Origin of the sequence: Streptomyces sp. IBSNAI002 (genome assembly GCF_052244475.1) — a bacterium.
Classification (GTDB): domain Bacteria; phylum Actinomycetota; class Actinomycetes; order Streptomycetales; family Streptomycetaceae; genus Streptomyces.
Map to the genome: position 1 here is coordinate 3293092 of NZ_JBQPXG010000002.1, position 15969 is coordinate 3309060.

At 70.9% G+C, this 15969-nt stretch carries 14 protein-coding genes, 1 tRNA gene and 1 pseudogene; 12 read left to right on the forward strand and 4 right to left on the reverse strand.

The genetic code is table 11. The features are described 5' to 3' along the window. Nucleotides 1-44: 44 nt before the first annotated feature. Genes ACTVZO_RS15855 through ACTVZO_RS15870 form a run of 4 tightly spaced genes read left to right on the forward strand, consistent with a single transcriptional unit; the run spans nt 45 to nt 5188 of the window. Nucleotides 45-1535 carry a pyridoxal phosphate-dependent decarboxylase family protein gene (locus ACTVZO_RS15855; RefSeq protein ID WP_443299000.1) on the forward strand — a complete coding sequence of 497 codons (1491 nt, stop codon included), beginning with the start codon at nt 45-47 and terminating at the stop codon, nt 1533-1535. Then, complete coding sequence (locus ACTVZO_RS15860; protein WP_443299001.1) at nt 1492-2820, forward strand: lysine N(6)-hydroxylase/L-ornithine N(5)-oxygenase family protein; 1329 nt, start codon at nt 1492-1494, stop codon at nt 2818-2820. The genes ACTVZO_RS15855 and ACTVZO_RS15860 overlap by 44 nt, the downstream gene beginning before the upstream one ends. After that, nucleotides 2817-3407: a GNAT family N-acetyltransferase gene (locus ACTVZO_RS15865; RefSeq protein ID WP_443299002.1), complete on the forward strand. Its 591-nt coding sequence runs from the start codon at nt 2817-2819 to the stop codon at nt 3405-3407. Before ACTVZO_RS15860 ends, ACTVZO_RS15865 begins: the two co-directional genes overlap by 4 nt. After that, nucleotides 3404-5188 (forward strand): IucA/IucC family protein, encoded by a 1785-nt coding sequence (locus ACTVZO_RS15870; protein ID WP_443299003.1) that lies wholly within the window; start codon nt 3404-3406, stop codon nt 5186-5188. Before ACTVZO_RS15865 ends, ACTVZO_RS15870 begins: the two co-directional genes overlap by 4 nt. 67 nt (nt 5189-5255) lie before the next feature. Here the strand turns inward: ACTVZO_RS15870 and ACTVZO_RS15875 are convergent, their stop codons facing one another. Continuing rightward, a complete protein-coding gene (locus tag ACTVZO_RS15875; protein ID WP_443299004.1) occupies nt 5256-6842 on the reverse strand; it encodes a beta-N-acetylhexosaminidase in 1587 nt (528 codons plus the stop codon). Between the two features lie 51 nt (nt 6843-6893). On the opposite strand from ACTVZO_RS15875, the gene ACTVZO_RS15880 reads away from it, so the two are divergent. From ACTVZO_RS15880 to glmS, 3 genes are all read left to right on the forward strand, one after another. Then, nucleotides 6894-7811 (forward strand): DUF4429 domain-containing protein, encoded by a 918-nt coding sequence (locus ACTVZO_RS15880; RefSeq protein ID WP_443299005.1) that lies wholly within the window; start codon nt 6894-6896, stop codon nt 7809-7811. A 97-nt stretch (nt 7812-7908) separates the two neighbouring features. Continuing rightward, nucleotides 7909-8184 (forward strand): hypothetical protein, encoded by a 276-nt coding sequence (locus ACTVZO_RS15885; protein ID WP_443299006.1) that lies wholly within the window; start codon nt 7909-7911, stop codon nt 8182-8184. Between the two features lie 73 nt (nt 8185-8257). After that, nucleotides 8258-10075 carry a glutamine--fructose-6-phosphate transaminase (isomerizing) gene (gene glmS, locus ACTVZO_RS15890; RefSeq protein ID WP_384223276.1) on the forward strand — a complete coding sequence of 606 codons (1818 nt, stop codon included), beginning with the start codon at nt 8258-8260 and terminating at the stop codon, nt 10073-10075. A gap of 78 nt (nt 10076-10153) precedes the next feature. Here the strand turns inward: glmS and ACTVZO_RS15895 are convergent, their stop codons facing one another. Beyond that, a complete protein-coding gene (locus ACTVZO_RS15895) occupies nt 10154-10723 on the reverse strand; it encodes an acetate uptake transporter (protein WP_443299007.1) in 570 nt (189 codons plus the stop codon). Nucleotides 10724-10851: 128 nt separating this feature from the next. Here ACTVZO_RS15895 and ACTVZO_RS15900 point away from each other — a divergent pair. After that, a pseudogene (locus tag ACTVZO_RS15900) lies at nt 10852-11064 on the forward strand (RNA-guided endonuclease TnpB family protein); the annotation flags it as partial. Here ACTVZO_RS15900 and ACTVZO_RS15905 read toward each other — a convergent pair. After that, nucleotides 11054-11587 carry a universal stress protein gene (locus tag ACTVZO_RS15905; RefSeq protein ID WP_384223281.1) on the reverse strand — a complete coding sequence of 178 codons (534 nt, stop codon included), beginning with the start codon at nt 11585-11587 and terminating at the stop codon, nt 11054-11056. The pseudogene ACTVZO_RS15900 and the gene ACTVZO_RS15905 sit on opposite strands and share 11 nt — an antisense overlap. Before the next feature lie 322 nt (nt 11588-11909). On the opposite strand from ACTVZO_RS15905, the gene ACTVZO_RS15910 reads away from it, so the two are divergent. The 4 genes from ACTVZO_RS15910 (at nt 11910) to ACTVZO_RS15925 (ending at nt 14799) form a co-directional block, all read left to right on the forward strand. Continuing rightward, on the forward strand, nt 11910-12365 hold the full coding sequence (locus tag ACTVZO_RS15910) for a hypothetical protein (RefSeq protein ID WP_443299008.1): 456 nt from the start codon (nt 11910-11912) through the stop codon (nt 12363-12365). Between the two features lie 376 nt (nt 12366-12741). Beyond that, entirely contained in the window at nt 12742-13914 is a 1173-nt protein-coding gene (locus tag ACTVZO_RS15915; protein ID WP_215147416.1) for a helix-turn-helix domain-containing protein, read from the forward strand. 105 nt (nt 13915-14019) lie between these two features. Beyond that, nucleotides 14020-14631, forward strand: a complete 612-nt coding sequence (gene orn, locus ACTVZO_RS15920) for an oligoribonuclease (RefSeq protein ID WP_443299009.1) — start codon at nt 14020-14022, stop codon at nt 14629-14631. A gap of 95 nt (nt 14632-14726) precedes the next feature. Beyond that, a tRNA-His gene (locus ACTVZO_RS15925) sits at nt 14727-14799 on the forward strand. A gap of 92 nt (nt 14800-14891) precedes the next feature. Here the strand turns inward: ACTVZO_RS15925 and ACTVZO_RS15930 are convergent. After that, complete coding sequence (locus ACTVZO_RS15930; RefSeq protein ID WP_443299010.1) at nt 14892-15932, reverse strand: LacI family DNA-binding transcriptional regulator; 1041 nt, start codon at nt 15930-15932, stop codon at nt 14892-14894. Nucleotides 15933-15969 lie beyond the last annotated feature (37 nt).

A 15969-nucleotide genomic window follows, 5' to 3' on the forward strand; every position in this document is an offset into this window, starting at 1 on the left:
ACACCCCCCACCCTCCCCTTCTCCCCCTGCCCGGAGGAAAGTTGATGCGCTCGCATCTGCTGAACGAGACGACCGCGGACCTCTACCGGCGTTCCGTCACCGAGGGCGTCGCTCGTGTCGCCGCCAAACTCGCGACCACGGAGCGTCCCCACACCGGTATATCCGTCGACGAACTCGCCCCGGTCATCAACGGGATCGACCTGGACCAGCCCCTCGGCGACGCGGCCGCCGTCCTGGACGAGCTGGAGGACGTGTACCTGCGCGACGCGGTGTACTTCCACCACCCGCGCTACCTCGGCCACCTCAACTGCCCGGTCGTGATCCCGGCGGTGCTCGGCGAGGCGGTCCTCGCGGCCGTCAACTCCTCCCTCGACACCTGGGACCAGTCCATCGGCGGCACGCTCATCGAGCGCCGCCTCGTCGACTGGACCGCGCAGCGCATCGGCCTCGGCCCGGCCGCGGACGGCATCTTCACCTCCGGCGGCAGCCAGTCCAACTTCCACGCGCTGCTGCTCGCCCGCGACGAGGCCTGCCGCCTGGTCATGAAGAAGGAGCTGGACGCGGGCCGCGAGCTCACGAAGGCCGAACTCCTCCCGAAGCTGCGCATCTTCACCTCCGAGGCCAGCCACTTCAGCGTGAAGAAGTCGGCCGCCATGCTCGGACTCGGCTACGAGGCCGTCATCTCGGTCCCGGTCGACCGCAACCGCCGGATGGACACCTCGGTGCTCGCCCTGGAGCTCGAGGAGTGCGCCGCGGAGGGCCTCTTCCCGATGGCCGTCGTCGCCACCGCCGGCACCACCGACTTCGGGTCCATCGACCCGCTCCCCGAGATCGCCCGCCTGGCCGACGCGCACTCCGCGTGGATGCACGTGGACGCCGCCTACGGCTGCGGACTGCTGGCCTCCCCCACCCGCCGGCACCTCCTCGACGGCATCGAGCGCGCCGACTCGGTCACCGTCGACTACCACAAGTCGTTCTTCCAGCCCGTCAGCTCGAGCGCCATGCTGGTCCGCGACCGCGACACCCTCAAGCACGCCACGTACCACGCGGACTACCTCAACCCGCGCCGCATGGCCGAGGAGCGCATCCCCAACCAGGTCGACAAGTCCATCCAGACCACGCGCCGCTTCGACGCGCTCAAGCTCTGGATGACCCTGCGCGTCATGGGCGCCGACGGGATCGGCTCCCTCTTCGACGAGGTCATCGACCTGGCTGCCGCCGGCTGGGACCTCATCGACGCCGACCCGCGCTTCGAGGTCGTCGTCAAGCCCCAGATCTCCACCCTGGTCTTCCGCTACGTCCCCGGGGGCGACGTCCGCAAGGAACTCGTCGACGAGGCCAACCTGCACGCCCGCAAGGCCCTGTTCGCCTCGGGTGAGGCCGTCGTCGCCGGAACCAAGGTGGACGGGGACCAGTACCTGAAGTTCACCCTCCTCAACCCGCAGACCACGACGGCCGACATCACGGCCGTCCTCGACCTTCTCGCCGCACATGCCGAGCAGTTCCTGGGAGAATCCCTTGCCCTCCACCGCTAAGACCCACGACTTCATCGGCATCGGCGTCGGCCCGTTCAACCTGGGACTCGCCTGCCTGACCGCCCCGATCGACGAGCTCGACGGCCTCTTCATCGAGTCGAAGCCGCACTTCGAGTGGCACGCCGGGATGTTCCTGGACGGCGCCCACCTCCAGACGCCCTTCATGTCGGACCTGGTCACCCTCGCCGACCCGACCTCGCCCTTCTCCTTCCTGAACTACCTGAAGGACAAGGACCGGCTGTACTCCTTCTACATCCGGGAGAACTTCTACCCGCTGCGGGCCGAGTACAACGACTACTGCCGCTGGGCCGCCGACCGTCTCGACAACGTCCAGTGGTCCACCTCGGTCACCGATGTCACCTACGACGAGCAGGCCGGCCTGTACGAGGTCCACACGGACAAGGGCGAGACCCACCGGGCCCGCCGGCTGGTCCTGGGCACCGGCACCCCGCCGTTCGTCCCCGAGGCCTGCGCGAACCTGGGCGGCGACTTCCTGCACAACTCCGCCTACATGCAGAACAAGGCCGAGCTCCAGAAGAAGAAGTCGATCACCCTGGTCGGCTCCGGCCAGAGCGCGGCGGAGATCTACTACGACCTCCTCGCCGAGATCGACGTGCACGGCTACCAGCTCAACTGGGTCACGCGCTCCCCGCGCTTCTTCCCGCTGGAGTACACGAAGCTGACGCTGGAGATGACCTCCCCCGAGTACGTGGACTACTTCCACGCCCTCCCCGAGGACACCCGCTACCGGCTCGAGACCCAGCAGAAGAACCTCTTCAAGGGCATCGACGGCGACCTGATCAACGCGATCTTCGACCTGCTCTACCAGAAGAAGATCGGCATGCCGGGCCAGGTGCCGACCACCCTGCTGACCAACACCTCGCTGAACAGCACGGCGTACGACACCACCACGGGCACCTACACCCTGGGTCTGCGCCAGGAGGAGCAGGAGCGCGACTTCACCCTCGCCTCCGAGGGCCTGGTCCTGGCCACCGGCTACAAATACCGGATCCCGGAGTTCCTCGCCCCGGTGCGCGAGCGGCTGAACTTCGACGGCCGCGGCCGCCTCGACGCCGCCCGCAACTACAGCATCGACACCACGGGCCGCGGGGTGTACCTCCAGAACGGCACCACGCACAACCACTCCCTGACCTCCCCCGACCTGGGCATGGCCGCGTACCGCAACGCCTACATCGTCGCCGAGCTCCTCGGCCGCGAGCACTACAAGGTCGAGAAGTCCATCGCGTTCCAGCAGTTCGCAGCCCCGGAAGGCGCGCACGTATGAGCACCACCACCGAGACCCTCTACACCCGCACCGACGCGGCCCTCGGGACCTTCTCCGTCCGTCCCCTGGACCCCTTCGCCGACGCGGAGCTGCTGCACGGCTGGGTCACGCACCCCAAGGCCTCGTTCTGGATGATGCAGGACGCCTCGCTGCCGGACGTCGAGCGCGAGTACATGCGGATCGCGGCCCACGAGCACCACCAGGCCTTCATCGGCCTGCACGAGGGCCGCCCCGCCTTCCTGATGGAGACGTACGACCCGGGCGAGCTGGAGCTGGTGGGCCTGTACGAGGCCCAGCCCGGCGACGTCGGCATGCACTTCCTGGTCGCGCCCAGCGACCGGCCGCTGCACGGGTTCACCCGCGCGGTCATCACGACCGTCATGGCCGCGGTCTTCGCCGACCCGGCCACCGAGCGCGTCGTCGTCGAACCGGACGTCGCCAACACCGCCGTCCACGCCCTCAACGAGGCCGTCGGCTTCGTGCCGGAGCGCCAGATCACCAAGCCGGAGAAGGAAGCCCTCCTCAGCTTCTGCACCCGCGCGCAGTTCGAGGCGGCCACCGGCCCCACCAAGGAGCTCTCGATATGAGTCTCGCCGACGCCGTCTCCCACCTCTCCCCCGAGCTGTGGGCCCGCGCCAACCGCGCCCTGGTCCGCAAGGCCCTCGCGGAGTTCTCCCACGAGCGCCTGCTGACCCCGGCGCTCCTGGACTCCGGCCTCTACTCGGTCCTGAGCGACGACTCCTCGGTGGAGTACCGCTTCGCGGCCACGCGCCACGCCCTGGACCACTGGTCGGTGGACGAGGAGTCCATCACCCGCCACCAGGCCGGCGCCGAGCTCCCCCTGGACGCCCTCGACTTCCACATCGAGCTCCGGGAGTCCCTCGGGCTCAGCGCCGAGGTCCTGCCCGTGTACCTGGAGGAGATCTCCTCCACGCTGGCCGGCTCGGGCTTCAAGTACACGAAGCCGCAGATCTCCTCCGCCGTCCTCGCGAAGTCCTCCTTCCAGGACATCGAGACCGGCATGACCGAGGGCCACCCCTGCTTCGTCGCGAACAACGGCCGCCTCGGCTTCGGCGTGCACGAGTACCTCTCGTACGCCCCGGAGACCGCGAGCCCGGTCCACCTCGTGTGGGTCGCGGCCCGCAAGGACGTCTCCACCTTCACGGCGGGCGCGGGCCTGGACCACGACTCGTTCATGCGCGAGGAGCTGGGCGACGAGGCCATCGCGGCCTTCTCCGCGCGGATGACCGCCCTCGGCCTGGACCTGGCGGACTACCACCTGTTCCCGGTCCACCCCTGGCAGTGGTGGAACAAGACCACCATCACCTTCGCGGCCGAGATCGCCAACCGCCGCCTGGTCCTGCTGGGCGAGGGCACGGACGCGTACCTGGCGCAGCAGTCGATCCGCACCTTCTTCAACACCAGCGCCCCCGAGAAGCACTACGTCAAGACGGCGATCTCGGTGCTGAACATGGGCTTCATGCGGGGCCTGTCGGCCGCGTACATGGAGGCCACCCCGGCCATCAACGACTGGCTCCACCAGCTGATCGGGTCGGACCCGGTGCTGCGGTCCGTCGACTTCTCGATCATCCGCGAGCGGGCGGCGATCGGCTACCACCACCGCCAGTACGAGCGGGCCACCGACCGGTACTCCCCGTACCGCAAGATGCTGGCCGCGCTGTGGCGCGAGTCCCCGGTGGGCTCCCTCCAGGACGGCGAGCGGCTGGCCACGATGGCCTCGCTCCTGCACGTCGACGCCGAGGGCAAGTCCTTCGCCGGCGCGCTGATCGAGGAATCGGGCCTGACCCCCGCCGAGTGGCTGCGCTCCTACCTGCGGGCCTATCTGGTCCCGCTGCTGCACTGCTTCTACCAGTACGACCTCGCCTACATGCCGCACGGCGAGAACACCATCCTCGTCATCGAGGGCGGCGTGGTGAAGCGGGCGATCTTCAAGGACATCGCCGAGGAGATCGTGGTCATGGACCCGGACGCGGTGCTGCCGCCCGCGGTCGAGCGGGTCCGGGCGGACATCCCGGAGGACATGAAGCTGCTGTCGATCTTCACGGACGTCTTCGACTGCTTCTTCCGCTTCCTGGGCCCGATCCTGGCCAGGGAGGGCATCTGCGAGGAGGACACCTTCTGGCGGGCGGTCGCGGACTGCGCCCACGACTACCAGGACTCCATGCCGGCCCTGTCGGACCGCTTCGAGCGCTACGACCTGTTCGCCGAGGAGTTCCAGCTGTCCTGCCTGAACCGCCTCCAGCTGCGCAACAACAAGCAGATGGTCGACCTCGCCGACCCGTCCGCCGCACTCCAGCTGATCGGCAGCCTCAAGAACCCCGTCGCGCCGTTCGCCGCGCGGCGGTAGCCGGACCCGGGCGGCAGTCGATACGGTCCCTCGACTGCCGCCCGCCCCTCGGGGCAGACCCCTGCCGCTAGGACCACGGCACGTCCGGCGCCCGGTAGTAGGCGATGTCCTGCGCGTCCATCCGCGGGCCCTGCTCGGCCAGCCGCCGGCTGTACGACGCCCAGTCGAGGGCGGCGGCCGGCGACCAGCCGAGCTCCGCGAGGCCCAGCACCCGCGGGAACGCCATCAGCTCCCAGTCGGCCCGCGTGGCGATCGTCTCCGTCCACAGCGGCGCCTCCACCCCCAGGACCGCCGACTCCGGGACCCCGGCCAGGTAGGACCCGGGGTTCCAGGAGTACGACCTCTTCACGGGGACGAGCCCGGCCCACGCCAGTCCCGGCTTCGTCGCCAGGTCGTACTTCATGTCGAGGTAGAGCCGGTCCGCCGGCGACAGGATCAGCCGGTGCCCGGCCTTCGCGGCCGCCACGACCCCCGCCTTCTCCGCGGCCGGCGTCCGGTCGTGCCCCCAGTACTGCAGCACCGCCCCCTCCGCGGGCCGCGCCGCCGCCAGCTGGTGCCAGGCCACGACCGTCTTCCCGTACCGGCCCACCACCTGCTGCGCCCGGTCCATGAAGGCCGCGTAGTCCGCCGCCGGAGTCGAGTGCGCCTCGTCTCCGCCGATGTGCAGGTAGCGGCCCGGCGTCAGCTCCGCCAGCTCGCCGAGCACCTGGTCGATGAACTCGTACGTCCGCTCCTCGGCCACGCACAGCGAGCTGAAGCCCACCTTGATCCCGGTGTACCGGGCCGGCGCCTTCCCGTCGCAGTTCAGCTCCGCGTACGAGGCGAGCGCCGCGTTCGTGTGCCCCGGCATGTCGATCTCCGGGACCACGTCCACGTACCGCTCCGCCGCGTACCCGACGAGCTCCCGGTACTCGTCCTTCGTCCAGTGCCCGCCTGGCCCGCCGCCGACCTCGCTGCCGCCCCCGTACTCGGCCAGCCGCGGCCGGGAGTCGATCGCCAGGCGCCAGCCCTGGTCATCGGTCAGGTGCACGTGCAGGGTGTTGACCTTGTACTGGGCGAGCTGGTCGACGTACCTCTTCACCTGCTCCACCGTGAAGAAGTGCCGCGCGATGTCGATCATCGCGCCCCGGTACGCGAAGCGCGGCCGGTCGGAGACCGTCCCGCCGGGCACCGTCCCCGGCCCGGCCACCGGGACCAGCTGGCGCAGGGTCTGCCCGGCGTGGAAGAGCCCGGCGGGGGTCCGCGCGGTGAGCGTGATCCCGGCCGGCCCGGACTCCAGCCGGTAGCCCTCGTCCCCGACCTCCTCGGCCTCCTCGTCGATCCGGAGCCGGATGCCGTCCCCCCCGGCCCCGTCGACCACCGGGAGCGGCAGCCCGCTGGGGCCGCGCAGCTGCTCCGCGAGGAGCTCGCCGACCCGCCGGACCTCTTCGTCGGGCCAGCCCGTGCGGATGACCGTGCCCGCGCCGAAGGAGTATCCGGGGCCTTCGGCGCGGGCCGAGACGGGCGCCGGCAGGAGCCGTTCGAAGGGGGCCAGGGCGGCGCGGGGCGCAGCGCCGGGTCTGGCGTCGTCGCCCCGGGCGGCGGTACAGGACACCGCCGCGCCGAGGGCGGAGAGGACGAGGAGGGTGCCGAGCGTGCGTCGCAGGACTCTCATGGGTCAGGTATAGGCCAAGTGGGCCCCGCCGGCCGGTGCGAGAATCGACGGATGGCGGAAATCATCCAGAAGGACGGCACTTGGACCTTCGACGGGGACACGGTGCGCATCGTGCCGGGCCGCGACAAGGGGGTGGGCCTGCTGCGCCAGACGCTCGGCGAAGTCGCCGTACCGCTGCGCGCGCTGGCCGGGATCAGCTTCGAACCGGGCCGCAAGGCGGGCCGGTTGCGGCTGCGCCTGCGGGACGGCGCGGACCCGCTGCTCCAGGTGACCGGCGGACGGCTGCCGGACGCCTCCGACCCGTACCGGCTGACCGTGGAGTCGGACCGGACCGGGGTGGCGGAGTACTTCGTGGACGAGGTCCGCAGCGCCCTGCTGCTGGAGCAGGTGGAGACCGGACCCGCCGGCGCGTACCTGCTGCCGGGCCCCGCGGTGCCGATCACCGCGGGCGCGGGCGACGGCACCGTGGCCTTCGACGGCGACCGGGTGTCCCTGGAGTGGAACTGGACGGCCGAGGAGGCCAAACGCTCCGGCGGGACGCGGGAGTTCCGGCTGGCGGACCTGCGGTCGGTGGAGTGGTCCCCGTCGAAGGGGCTGGGCAGCGGCTGGCTGCGCTTCCTCCCGGCGGGCACCGCGACGCCCGCCTCGCCCAAGTACGACCCCTACACGGTGGAGCTCTTCGGCTTCAAGAACGACCCGCTGATGGCCCTGGTCGCGGCGGCGGTGGCGGCCCGGATGCCCCACCCGGCGGCGGGCGCGGCCGAGCCGGCTCCCGCCGCGGCCCTGGCCCCGGGAGCGGCCGGGCGGCCGGCGGGCCCCGCGTCGGGGGCGGCATCGGACGCGGAGACCGCGGCGGACCACGACACCCTGCTGCGCCGCCTGCGCGAGCTCGGTGAGCTGCACCAGTCGGGGATCCTCACGGTGGAGGAGTTCACGGCGGCCAAACAGGCCGTTTTGCGGCGTTTCTGACCGGATCCATCCATTCCACTGGTCCAGACCAGCGAGATCCTGCCCGAATTCGGGCAGGATCTTTGCGTTCAGCGCCGCGACCCGACAGTATCTACGGGTGCTCGATCGCCGCCCGTCGCATGACGACCTCGTCGACCACCTGGTGCGCAGCACCTCGCTGCAGCGGGGAGAAGCCGCCCGGGTGGTGCTCGACGTGCTCGCGTACTTCGACGAGACGACCGAGGAGTTCGTCCGCCGCCGCCACCGGGAACTGCAGTCCGGCGGAGCGGTGAACGCGGAGATCTTCGAGCGGATCTCGGCCGAGCTGCCGCACCGCGCCGTGGCACCTCCGGAGCTCTCGCTCCGGCAGCTGCGCCGCATCGTCTACGGCTGACGCAGCCGCGGCGACCACGGCTGAGACCCAGCCACCGAGCACACGTACCGAACTTCAGGAGGGGCAGAACCGTATGTGCGGAATTGTCGGTTACATCGGCAAGCGTGACGTGGCACCACTGCTGCTGGAAGGCCTGCAGCGCCTCGAGTACCGCGGGTACGACTCCGCGGGCATCGTCGTCAACAGCCCGAAGGCCGCGGCCCTGAAGGTCGTCAAGGCCAAGGGCCGGGTCCGCGAGCTGGAGTCCCGCGTCCCCAAGCGCTTCGCCGGCACCACCGGCATCGCCCACACCCGCTGGGCCACGCACGGCGCCCCGAGCGACATCAACTCGCACCCCCACCTCGACGCCGAGAACAAGGTCGCCGTCGTCCACAACGGCATCGTGGACAACGCCTCCGAACTGCGCACCAAGCTCGAGGCCGAGGGCGTCGTCTTCGTCTCGGAGACCGACACCGAGGTGATCGTCCACCTGATCGCCCGCTCCCTGGCCGACTCCCTCGAGGAGAAGGTCCGCGAGGCCGTCAAGGCGATCGAGGGCACCTACGGCATCGCCGTCATGCACGCCGACTTCGCCGACCGCATCGTCGTCGCCCGCAACGGCTCCCCGGTCGTCCTCGGCATCGGCGAGAAGGAGATGTTCGTCGCCTCGGACGTCGCCGCGCTGGTCGCCCACACCCGCCAGGTCGTCACCCTCGACGACGGCGAGATGGCCACCCTGAAGGCCGACGACTTCCGCACCTACACCACCAGCGGCGCCACCACCACCGCCACCCCCGAGACCGTGGAGTGGGAGGCCGCCTCGTACGACATGGGCGGTCACGACACCTACATGCACAAGGAGATCTCCGAGCAGCCCGACGCGGTCGACCGCGTGCTGCGCGGCCGGATCGACGACCGTTTCAACACGGTCCACCTGGGCGGCCTGAACCTGGACCCGCGCGAGGCGCGCGGCATCCGCCGGGTCAAGATCCTGGGCTGCGGCACCTCGTACCACGCGGGCCTGATCGGTGCCGGCCTCATCGAGGGCATGGCCCGCATCCCCGCGGACGCCGAGCCGGCCTCCGAGTTCCGCTACCGCAACCCGGTCGTGGACCCCGACACCCTCTACATCGCCGTCTCCCAGTCCGGTGAGACGTACGACGTGCTCGCGGCGGTGCAGGAGCTCAAGCGCAAGGGCGCCCGCGTCCTCGGCGTGGTCAACGTGGTCGGCTCCGCCATCGCCCGCGAGGCCGACGGCGGCGTGTACGTGCACGCCGGACCCGAGGTCTGCGTCGTCTCCACCAAGTGCTTCACCAACACGGTCGTGGCCTTCGCACTGCTGGCCGTGCACCTGGGCCGCATCCGGGACCTCTCCGTCACCGACGGCAAGCGGATCATCGAGGGCCTGCGCAAGCTGCCCGCGCAGATCCAGGAGATCCTCGACGGCGAGGAGGACATCAAGAAGCTCGCGGCCCAGTTCGCCGAGGCCAAGTCGATGATGTTCATCGGCCGCGTGCGCGGCTATCCGGTGGCGCTGGAGGCCTCCCTCAAGCTGAAGGAGATCTCCTACATCCACGCCGAGGCCTACCCGGCCTCCGAGCTCAAGCACGGTCCGCTCGCGCTGATCGAGCCCTCGCTGCCGACCGTCGCGATCGTCCCGGACGACGACCTGCTGGAGAAGAACCGCGCGGCGCTGGAGGAGATCAAGGCCCGCAGCGGCCGGATCCTGGCCGTCGCCCACCGCGAGCAGGAGAAGGCGGACCACACCATCGTGGTCCCGAAGAACGAGGACGAGCTGGACCCGATCCTGATGGGCATCCCGCTCCAGCTCCTGGCGTACCACACGGCCCTGGCCATGGGCCGGGACATCGACAAGCCGCGCAACCTGGCGAAGTCGGTCACCGTCGAGTAGTCACGGCCGGTCCGTCCGAGCCGTGCGAAGACCCCCGTGCGCACCGCGCACGGGGGTCTTCGTCTGCGCCGGGGACGCTCAGCCCGCGGCGACCGCGCCGCGGCGCGAGCCCTTGCCCACGGCCATCGGCCAGTGCGCCAGGGCCGCGGTGGCCCCGTACCAGGCCAGCAGCCCGGCCACGGCGGCGACCCAGCCGCCCACCTTGGCGAGCCCGTCGCCCCCGGCGAACGAGGCTATCGCCAGCAGGAGGAGGGACAGGGTCAGCAGGGCGTAGACGCCCTGGCCGAACAGACCGCTCGCCGCGGAGACCGTGAGGGTCAGTGCGAGCAGGGCGAACAGGACCAGAAACGTTCCGGCGGCTTCTTCGGAGACCGACGCGCCGGCCCCCTTGGCCCAGGTGAACCAGAAGACGCCGAGGCCCGCGAACGCGGTGCCGTTGAACCCGTTGCCGCCGCGGTACTCGAGGAGCCCGAGGAGGAAGAGGGCCGCGCCGCCGACGTACATCGCGAGCGACACGGAGTCGGCGGCGGACACCCCGTCGATGACACCGGTGTGGCCGATACCGAACGCGAGAAGGGTCAGCCCCAGGGCGATGTTCCCCAGGGTCGAAGTCGAGGCCGTGCTTCCCGCAGAGACACCATTGTCCACGGCGGGCTCCCTTCGATCTGCAGTTGTTTGCTGCGTCCCAGCAGCATTTATCTACCCTTTACACGGGGGCACAACCGCACAATCGGCTTAACGAAAGGTCACGAGACGACAACGGTAAGTGGTCGGGTCGGCACGCGCTGCCGCTGGGAGAGCGCACATACACCTGCACCGCGTGCGGAGCCGTGTCCCCCCGGGACAAGAAATCCGCGCGCGTGACGCTCGTCCGGGCTGGTCCGACCCCGGTCGGCACTGATCGCGGAAGCACTCCCGAGGCGCCGCCGCGGGAGGCTGCGCAAGCCAGGGATCCCCTCCCTTCAGGGAGGGGAGCAGTCAGGGAATGACAACGACGGGTCGCTGTGCGCGTTTGGCCAGGCGGCCCGCCACCGAGCCGAAGATGCGGCCCACGATCCCGTGCGTGGAGCCGACCACGATGGCGTCGGCCGAATACTCCCGGCCGACCTCCTCCAGTTCGTGGCAGATGTCACCGCCGCGCTCGACCAGGATCCACGGCACCTCGGCCAGGTAGTCCGCGCACGCGAGCTCCAGCCCGAGCACCTCCGTGCGGTGGTCCGGCACGTCGACGAAGACGGGCGGCTCGCAGCCGGCCCAGACGGTGGTCGGCAGCCGGTTGGCGACATGGACGATGATCAGACCGGCGCCGGAGCGACGGGCCATGCCGATCGCGTACGCGAGTGCGCGCTCACTGGACGTGGATCCGTCGAATCCCACAACGACCCCGTGCCGGAAGGCCGGATCGCAGGGTAGGCGTGTCTGTTCCACCGCGCGCAGATCGGCGGCCGACGCGGGGTCGGCGACGCGTTTGCGCTTGCGGTCCGCGGGTTCGGAGAATTCGTGACCGGCCATGGGTGTCTCGGCGAAGAGGTCCTTGGAGGAAGCAACAGGGGCGAAATTCGGCGACGCTGGGTGACGGAGCTCGTCCGGGAAGCATCTTCCCAAGCCCATACCCACCAGGGTACGGCGACACTCCTGTCCTGCACAGGGCTTGCCGCCCTTGGAGAGCGTCCCAGGGAGCATGCCGGAGCGAGCGCGCCTTGGCAATGCCCGCTGCCCCCTACAGCCAGTGACGATCGGGCCGGGCGCCACCCGTGCGCGCAGTGACCGAGCCCGCCCGAGCGGCGTTGGACACGGGTCCGACCGTTCAGGAAGAGCCCGCAGGGAGCACGCCGTGCCCGGCCATCCGGTACACCCCGTCCAGCCAGCTCAGCCGACGCAGTCCGTCCACCACTACGCCGACACCGTCCCGCCCCACGCCCCTGCCCGCCCTTCCGCCCTTCACTCGTCCGTGCACCCCGCAGGACGCCGCCAGGACGACCCCGCGGGTGACGTCGTGCGCTGGGCCGCCTTCAGCTGCCTGCTCGTCCCCGTCGTCCTCGTCGTCTACGGGACCTCCTTCGGCGGAGCGGCGGTCGCCACGCTCGGCCTGGTCGCCGTGACGGCCGCCTGCCGGGCACTGCTGCGCCACTCGGAGCGGGCCGAACGGGCGGAACGGGCCCTGGCCCGGGTCCCGGCCCAGGAGCGGCTGCCCGCCGCCGCGCGCGGCAGGCACTCACGCGGGGGCGCGGGTGGACATCGAGTCTGCGGCGGTTCGGCCCCGCGTGCGGTGCCGTCCCCGCAGGACTGACTTATTCGCACACCCACACCCGCATGTTTTCAGCCAACTTCCCGGCAGGATGCCCCTCTTGCCGGAATGTCCCCCCAACCCCCCTACCACCAGCGACGACGAGCACCGGGGGGCGCCGTGACCCTACGGGTACTGGCCACGAGCGGACCGTACGCTTCTCGCGCGGGTAGCGGAGCGGAACGCTTCCTGATCGAATGCTTTTCGCCAAGTTGAGAAGTCGACATAGCGCTGCGTGCTGAACTTGTCACGCCGACACCACGGGACGCAGTAGATTCGATCATGTATTTACGGCGGGGGATCCACGTGCAAGGCCGAGGGGAAACGTGCAGGTGCGACCAGACCAAGGAGTCGCGACACCCAAGGGGGGCTTAGCGCCATGAGCCAGGATTCCACCGCCGTCGTCGCAGACGCCGGCCGGAAGCTCGCGGGGCGTCGCCGCAGGGAGATCGTCGCGGTGCTGCTCTTCAGCGGCGGACCGATCTTCGAGAGCTCCATTCCACTTTCCGTGTTCGGCATTGACCGGCAGGACGCGGGAGTTCCACGCTACCGATTGCTCGTGTGCGCCGGTGAGGACGGTCCGCTCAGGACCACCGGCGGACTCGAACTGACCGCGCCGTACGGGTTGGAGGCGATCGCCCGGGCAGGCACGGTCGTCGTGCCCGCATGGCGTTCCATCACTTCACCGCCGCCTCCCGAGGCGCTCGACGCACTGCGTCTGGCGCACGAGGAGGGGGCCCGGATCGTCGGACTGTGCACCGGGGCCTTCGTGCTCGCGGCCGCAGGTCTGCTGGACGGCCGGCCCGCGACGACGCACTGGATGTACGCGCCGACGCTGGCCAAGCGGTACCCGTCCGTCCATGTCGACCCGCGCGAGCTGTTCGTCGACGACGGCGACGTGCTCACGTCCGCCGGCACGGCGGCCGGAATCGACCTGTGCCTGCACATCGTGCGTACGGACCACGGCAGCGAGGCGGCCGGGGCCCTGGCCCGCAGGCTCGTCGTGCCGCCGCGCCGTACGGGCGGACAGGAGCGGTACCTCGACCGGTCGCTGCCGGAGGAGATCGGCGCCGACCCGCTGGCCGAGGTCGTCGCCTGGGCACTGGAACACCTCCACGAGCAGTTCGACGTGGAGACCCTGGCGGCCCGCGCCTACATGAGCAGGCGCACCTTCGACCGCCGGTTCCGCTCCCTGACGGGCAGCGCGCCGCTCCAGTGGCTGATCACCCAGCGGGTGCTCCAGGCACAGCGGCTGCTGGAGACCTCCGACTACTCGGTCGACGAGGTCGCCGGACGCTGCGGTTTCCGTTCGCCGGTCGCCCTGCGCGGGCACTTCCGGCGGCAGCTGGGGTCCTCCCCGGCCGCCTACCGCTCCGCCTACCGGGCACGGCGGCCGCAGGCCGACGTGGCCCAGGTGTCCCAGCTCCAGGAGAGCCCGGTCCCGCACCAGCGCACTCCGCAGCCCCAGCGGGCGGCGGCGGCCCTGGCCGCCGCGGGCCCGACGGTGACGGAGCTGTACGCCCCGGGCCGGGTCCTGCGGGAACACGCGTAACCCTCACAACGGGTACGACGAGGAAGGTCCTCCTTCGGCCACCGCCGACGGGGGACCTTCCGCATATGCGGTCCGGTCCCGAGGGGACCGCATAAGGTGGGACACATGAACGATCGCATGGTGTGGATCGACTGCGAGATGACCGGGCTCTCGTTGACGGACGACGCACTTATCGAGGTGGCCGCACTGGTCACCGACTCGGAGCTCAACGTGCTCGGCGAAGGCGTGGACATCGTGATCCGCCCGCCGGACGCGGCCCTGGAGACCATGCCCGACGTGGTGCGCGACATGCACACCGCATCCGGACTGCTCGAGGAGCTGGCCGGCGGGACCACCCTCGCGGACGCCGAGGCGCAGGTCCTGGCCTACGTACGGGAGCACGTGAAGGAGCCCCGCAAGGCGCCGCTGTGCGGCAACTCGGTCGGCACCGACCGCGGCTTCCTGCTGCGCGACATGGCCGCGCTGGAGAGCTACATGCACTACCGGATCGTGGACGTGTCCTCGGTCAAGGAGCTGGCGCGCCGCTGGTACCCGCGGGCGTACTTCAACAGCCCGCCGAAGAACGGCAACCACCGGGCGCTGGCGGACATCAGGGAGTCCATCGCCGAGCTGCGCTACTACCGGGAGGCGGTCTTCGTCCCGCAGCCCGGACCCGACTCGGACACGGCCCGGAGCATCGCCGCCAAGCACGTGCTGCCCGCCGAGGCCGCCGAATAGCCCGACCCGGAGACAGGGCGGGTCCGGGAGGGAGCGAGCACCCTCCCGGACCCTGTACCCTTTTCTTCGGCCGGTCGGTTCTCCGACCGGACATGGTGGGTGTAGCTCAGTTGGTAGAGCACCTGGTTGTGGTCCAGGTGGCCGCGGGTTCAAGTCCCGTCACTCACCCTGTACGGAAGAGGGGTCTCCGTCCGCGAGAGCGGACGGAGACCCCTCTTCCCGTTCCCGGCCGGTCCCAGCCCGGCCCGTGCCGCACGGGCTCACGAGGACTCCCGGACCACCAGCCGGTTCGGCAGTACGACGGCCGTCTCCGCGCCCTTGTCCCCGCCCGTCTCCCCCGCGATCCTGGCCAGCAGCACCCGCGCCATGGTCCGGCCCATCTCCTCGATCGGCTGGCGGACGCTGGTCAGCGGCGGGTCCATGTGCCGGGCCACCACGGAGTCGTCGAAACCCACCAGCGCCACGTCCTCGGGGATCCGCCGGCCGGCCGCCCGCAGCTCCCGCCGGGCGCCCGCCGCCATGACGTCCGAGGCCGCGAAGACCGCGTCGAGCCCCGCACGGCGCTCCAGCAGCTCGCGCATGGCCCGGCGGCCGCCCTCCTCGGTGAAGTCGCCGACCGCGACCAGCCCCTCGTCGGCCCGGTGTCCGGCGGCGGCCAGCGCCTGCCGGTAGCCGTCGAGGCGGCACTGGGCCCCGTACACGTCCAGCGGTCCGGTGATCGTGGCGATCGCCCGGCGGCCCCGGCCCAGGAGGTGCCCCACGGCCTCGGCCGCGCCGCCCAGGTTGTCGGAGTCCACCGAGGGCAGGGGCTCGGCGGCCGAGCGGCGGCCGCTGATCACGGTCGGGATGCCCAGCTCGGCCAGCAGCTCCGGCAGCGGGTCCCCGGCGTGGACGGAGACGAGGAGCACCCCGTCGACTCGGTGCCCCGACAGGTACTGGGAGAGGCGTCGGCGCTCGCGGTCGCTGCCGGCCAGGGTGAGGACGAGCTGCACCTCGGTCTCGGCGAGGGCGGCGCCGACCCCGCGCACCACGTCCGAGAAGTACGGCTCGGCGAAGAAGCGGGCCTCCGGCTCGGGGATCACGAGGGCGATGGCGTCGGTGCGGTTGGCCGCGAGGGCGCGGGCCGCGCGGTTGGGCACGTAGCCCAGCTTGGCGACGGCCGCCTCCACGGCGCTCCTGGTGTGCTCGCTGACCTTGGAGGAGCCGTTGATCACCCGGGAGGCCGTGCCGCGCCCGACCCCGGCGTGCGCGGCGACCTCTTCCAAGGTCGGCCGTCCCCTGCTGCCCCCGTACCCCTTCATGGCTTCCTCCCTTGTGCGAATCTACCCCTTGACGGCT

Bases quoted from the DNA above. Each gene is read 5' to 3' on its own strand.
- ACTVZO_RS15855 (WP_443299000.1), top strand. From the start codon at position 45: ATGCGCTCGCATCTGCTGAACGAGACGACCGCGGACCTCTACCGGCGT.
- ACTVZO_RS15860 (WP_443299001.1), top strand. From the start codon at position 1,492: ATGCCGAGCAGTTCCTGGGAGAATCCCTTGCCCTCCACCGCTAAGACC.
- ACTVZO_RS15865 (WP_443299002.1), top strand. From the start codon at position 2,817: ATGAGCACCACCACCGAGACCCTCTACACCCGCACCGACGCGGCCCTC.
- ACTVZO_RS15870 (WP_443299003.1), top strand. From the start codon at position 3,404: ATGAGTCTCGCCGACGCCGTCTCCCACCTCTCCCCCGAGCTGTGGGCC.
- ACTVZO_RS15875 (WP_443299004.1), bottom strand. From the start codon at position 6,842: ATGAGAGTCCTGCGACGCACGCTCGGCACCCTCCTCGTCCTCTCCGCC.
- ACTVZO_RS15880 (WP_443299005.1), top strand. From the start codon at position 6,894: ATGGCGGAAATCATCCAGAAGGACGGCACTTGGACCTTCGACGGGGAC.
- glmS (WP_384223276.1), top strand. From the start codon at position 8,258: ATGTGCGGAATTGTCGGTTACATCGGCAAGCGTGACGTGGCACCACTG.
- ACTVZO_RS15905 (WP_384223281.1), bottom strand. From the start codon at position 11,587: ATGGCCGGTCACGAATTCTCCGAACCCGCGGACCGCAAGCGCAAACGC.
- ACTVZO_RS15915 (WP_215147416.1), top strand. From the start codon at position 12,742: ATGAGCCAGGATTCCACCGCCGTCGTCGCAGACGCCGGCCGGAAGCTC.
- orn (WP_443299009.1), top strand. From the start codon at position 14,020: ATGAACGATCGCATGGTGTGGATCGACTGCGAGATGACCGGGCTCTCG.
- ACTVZO_RS15930 (WP_443299010.1), bottom strand. From the start codon at position 15,932: ATGAAGGGGTACGGGGGCAGCAGGGGACGGCCGACCTTGGAAGAGGTC.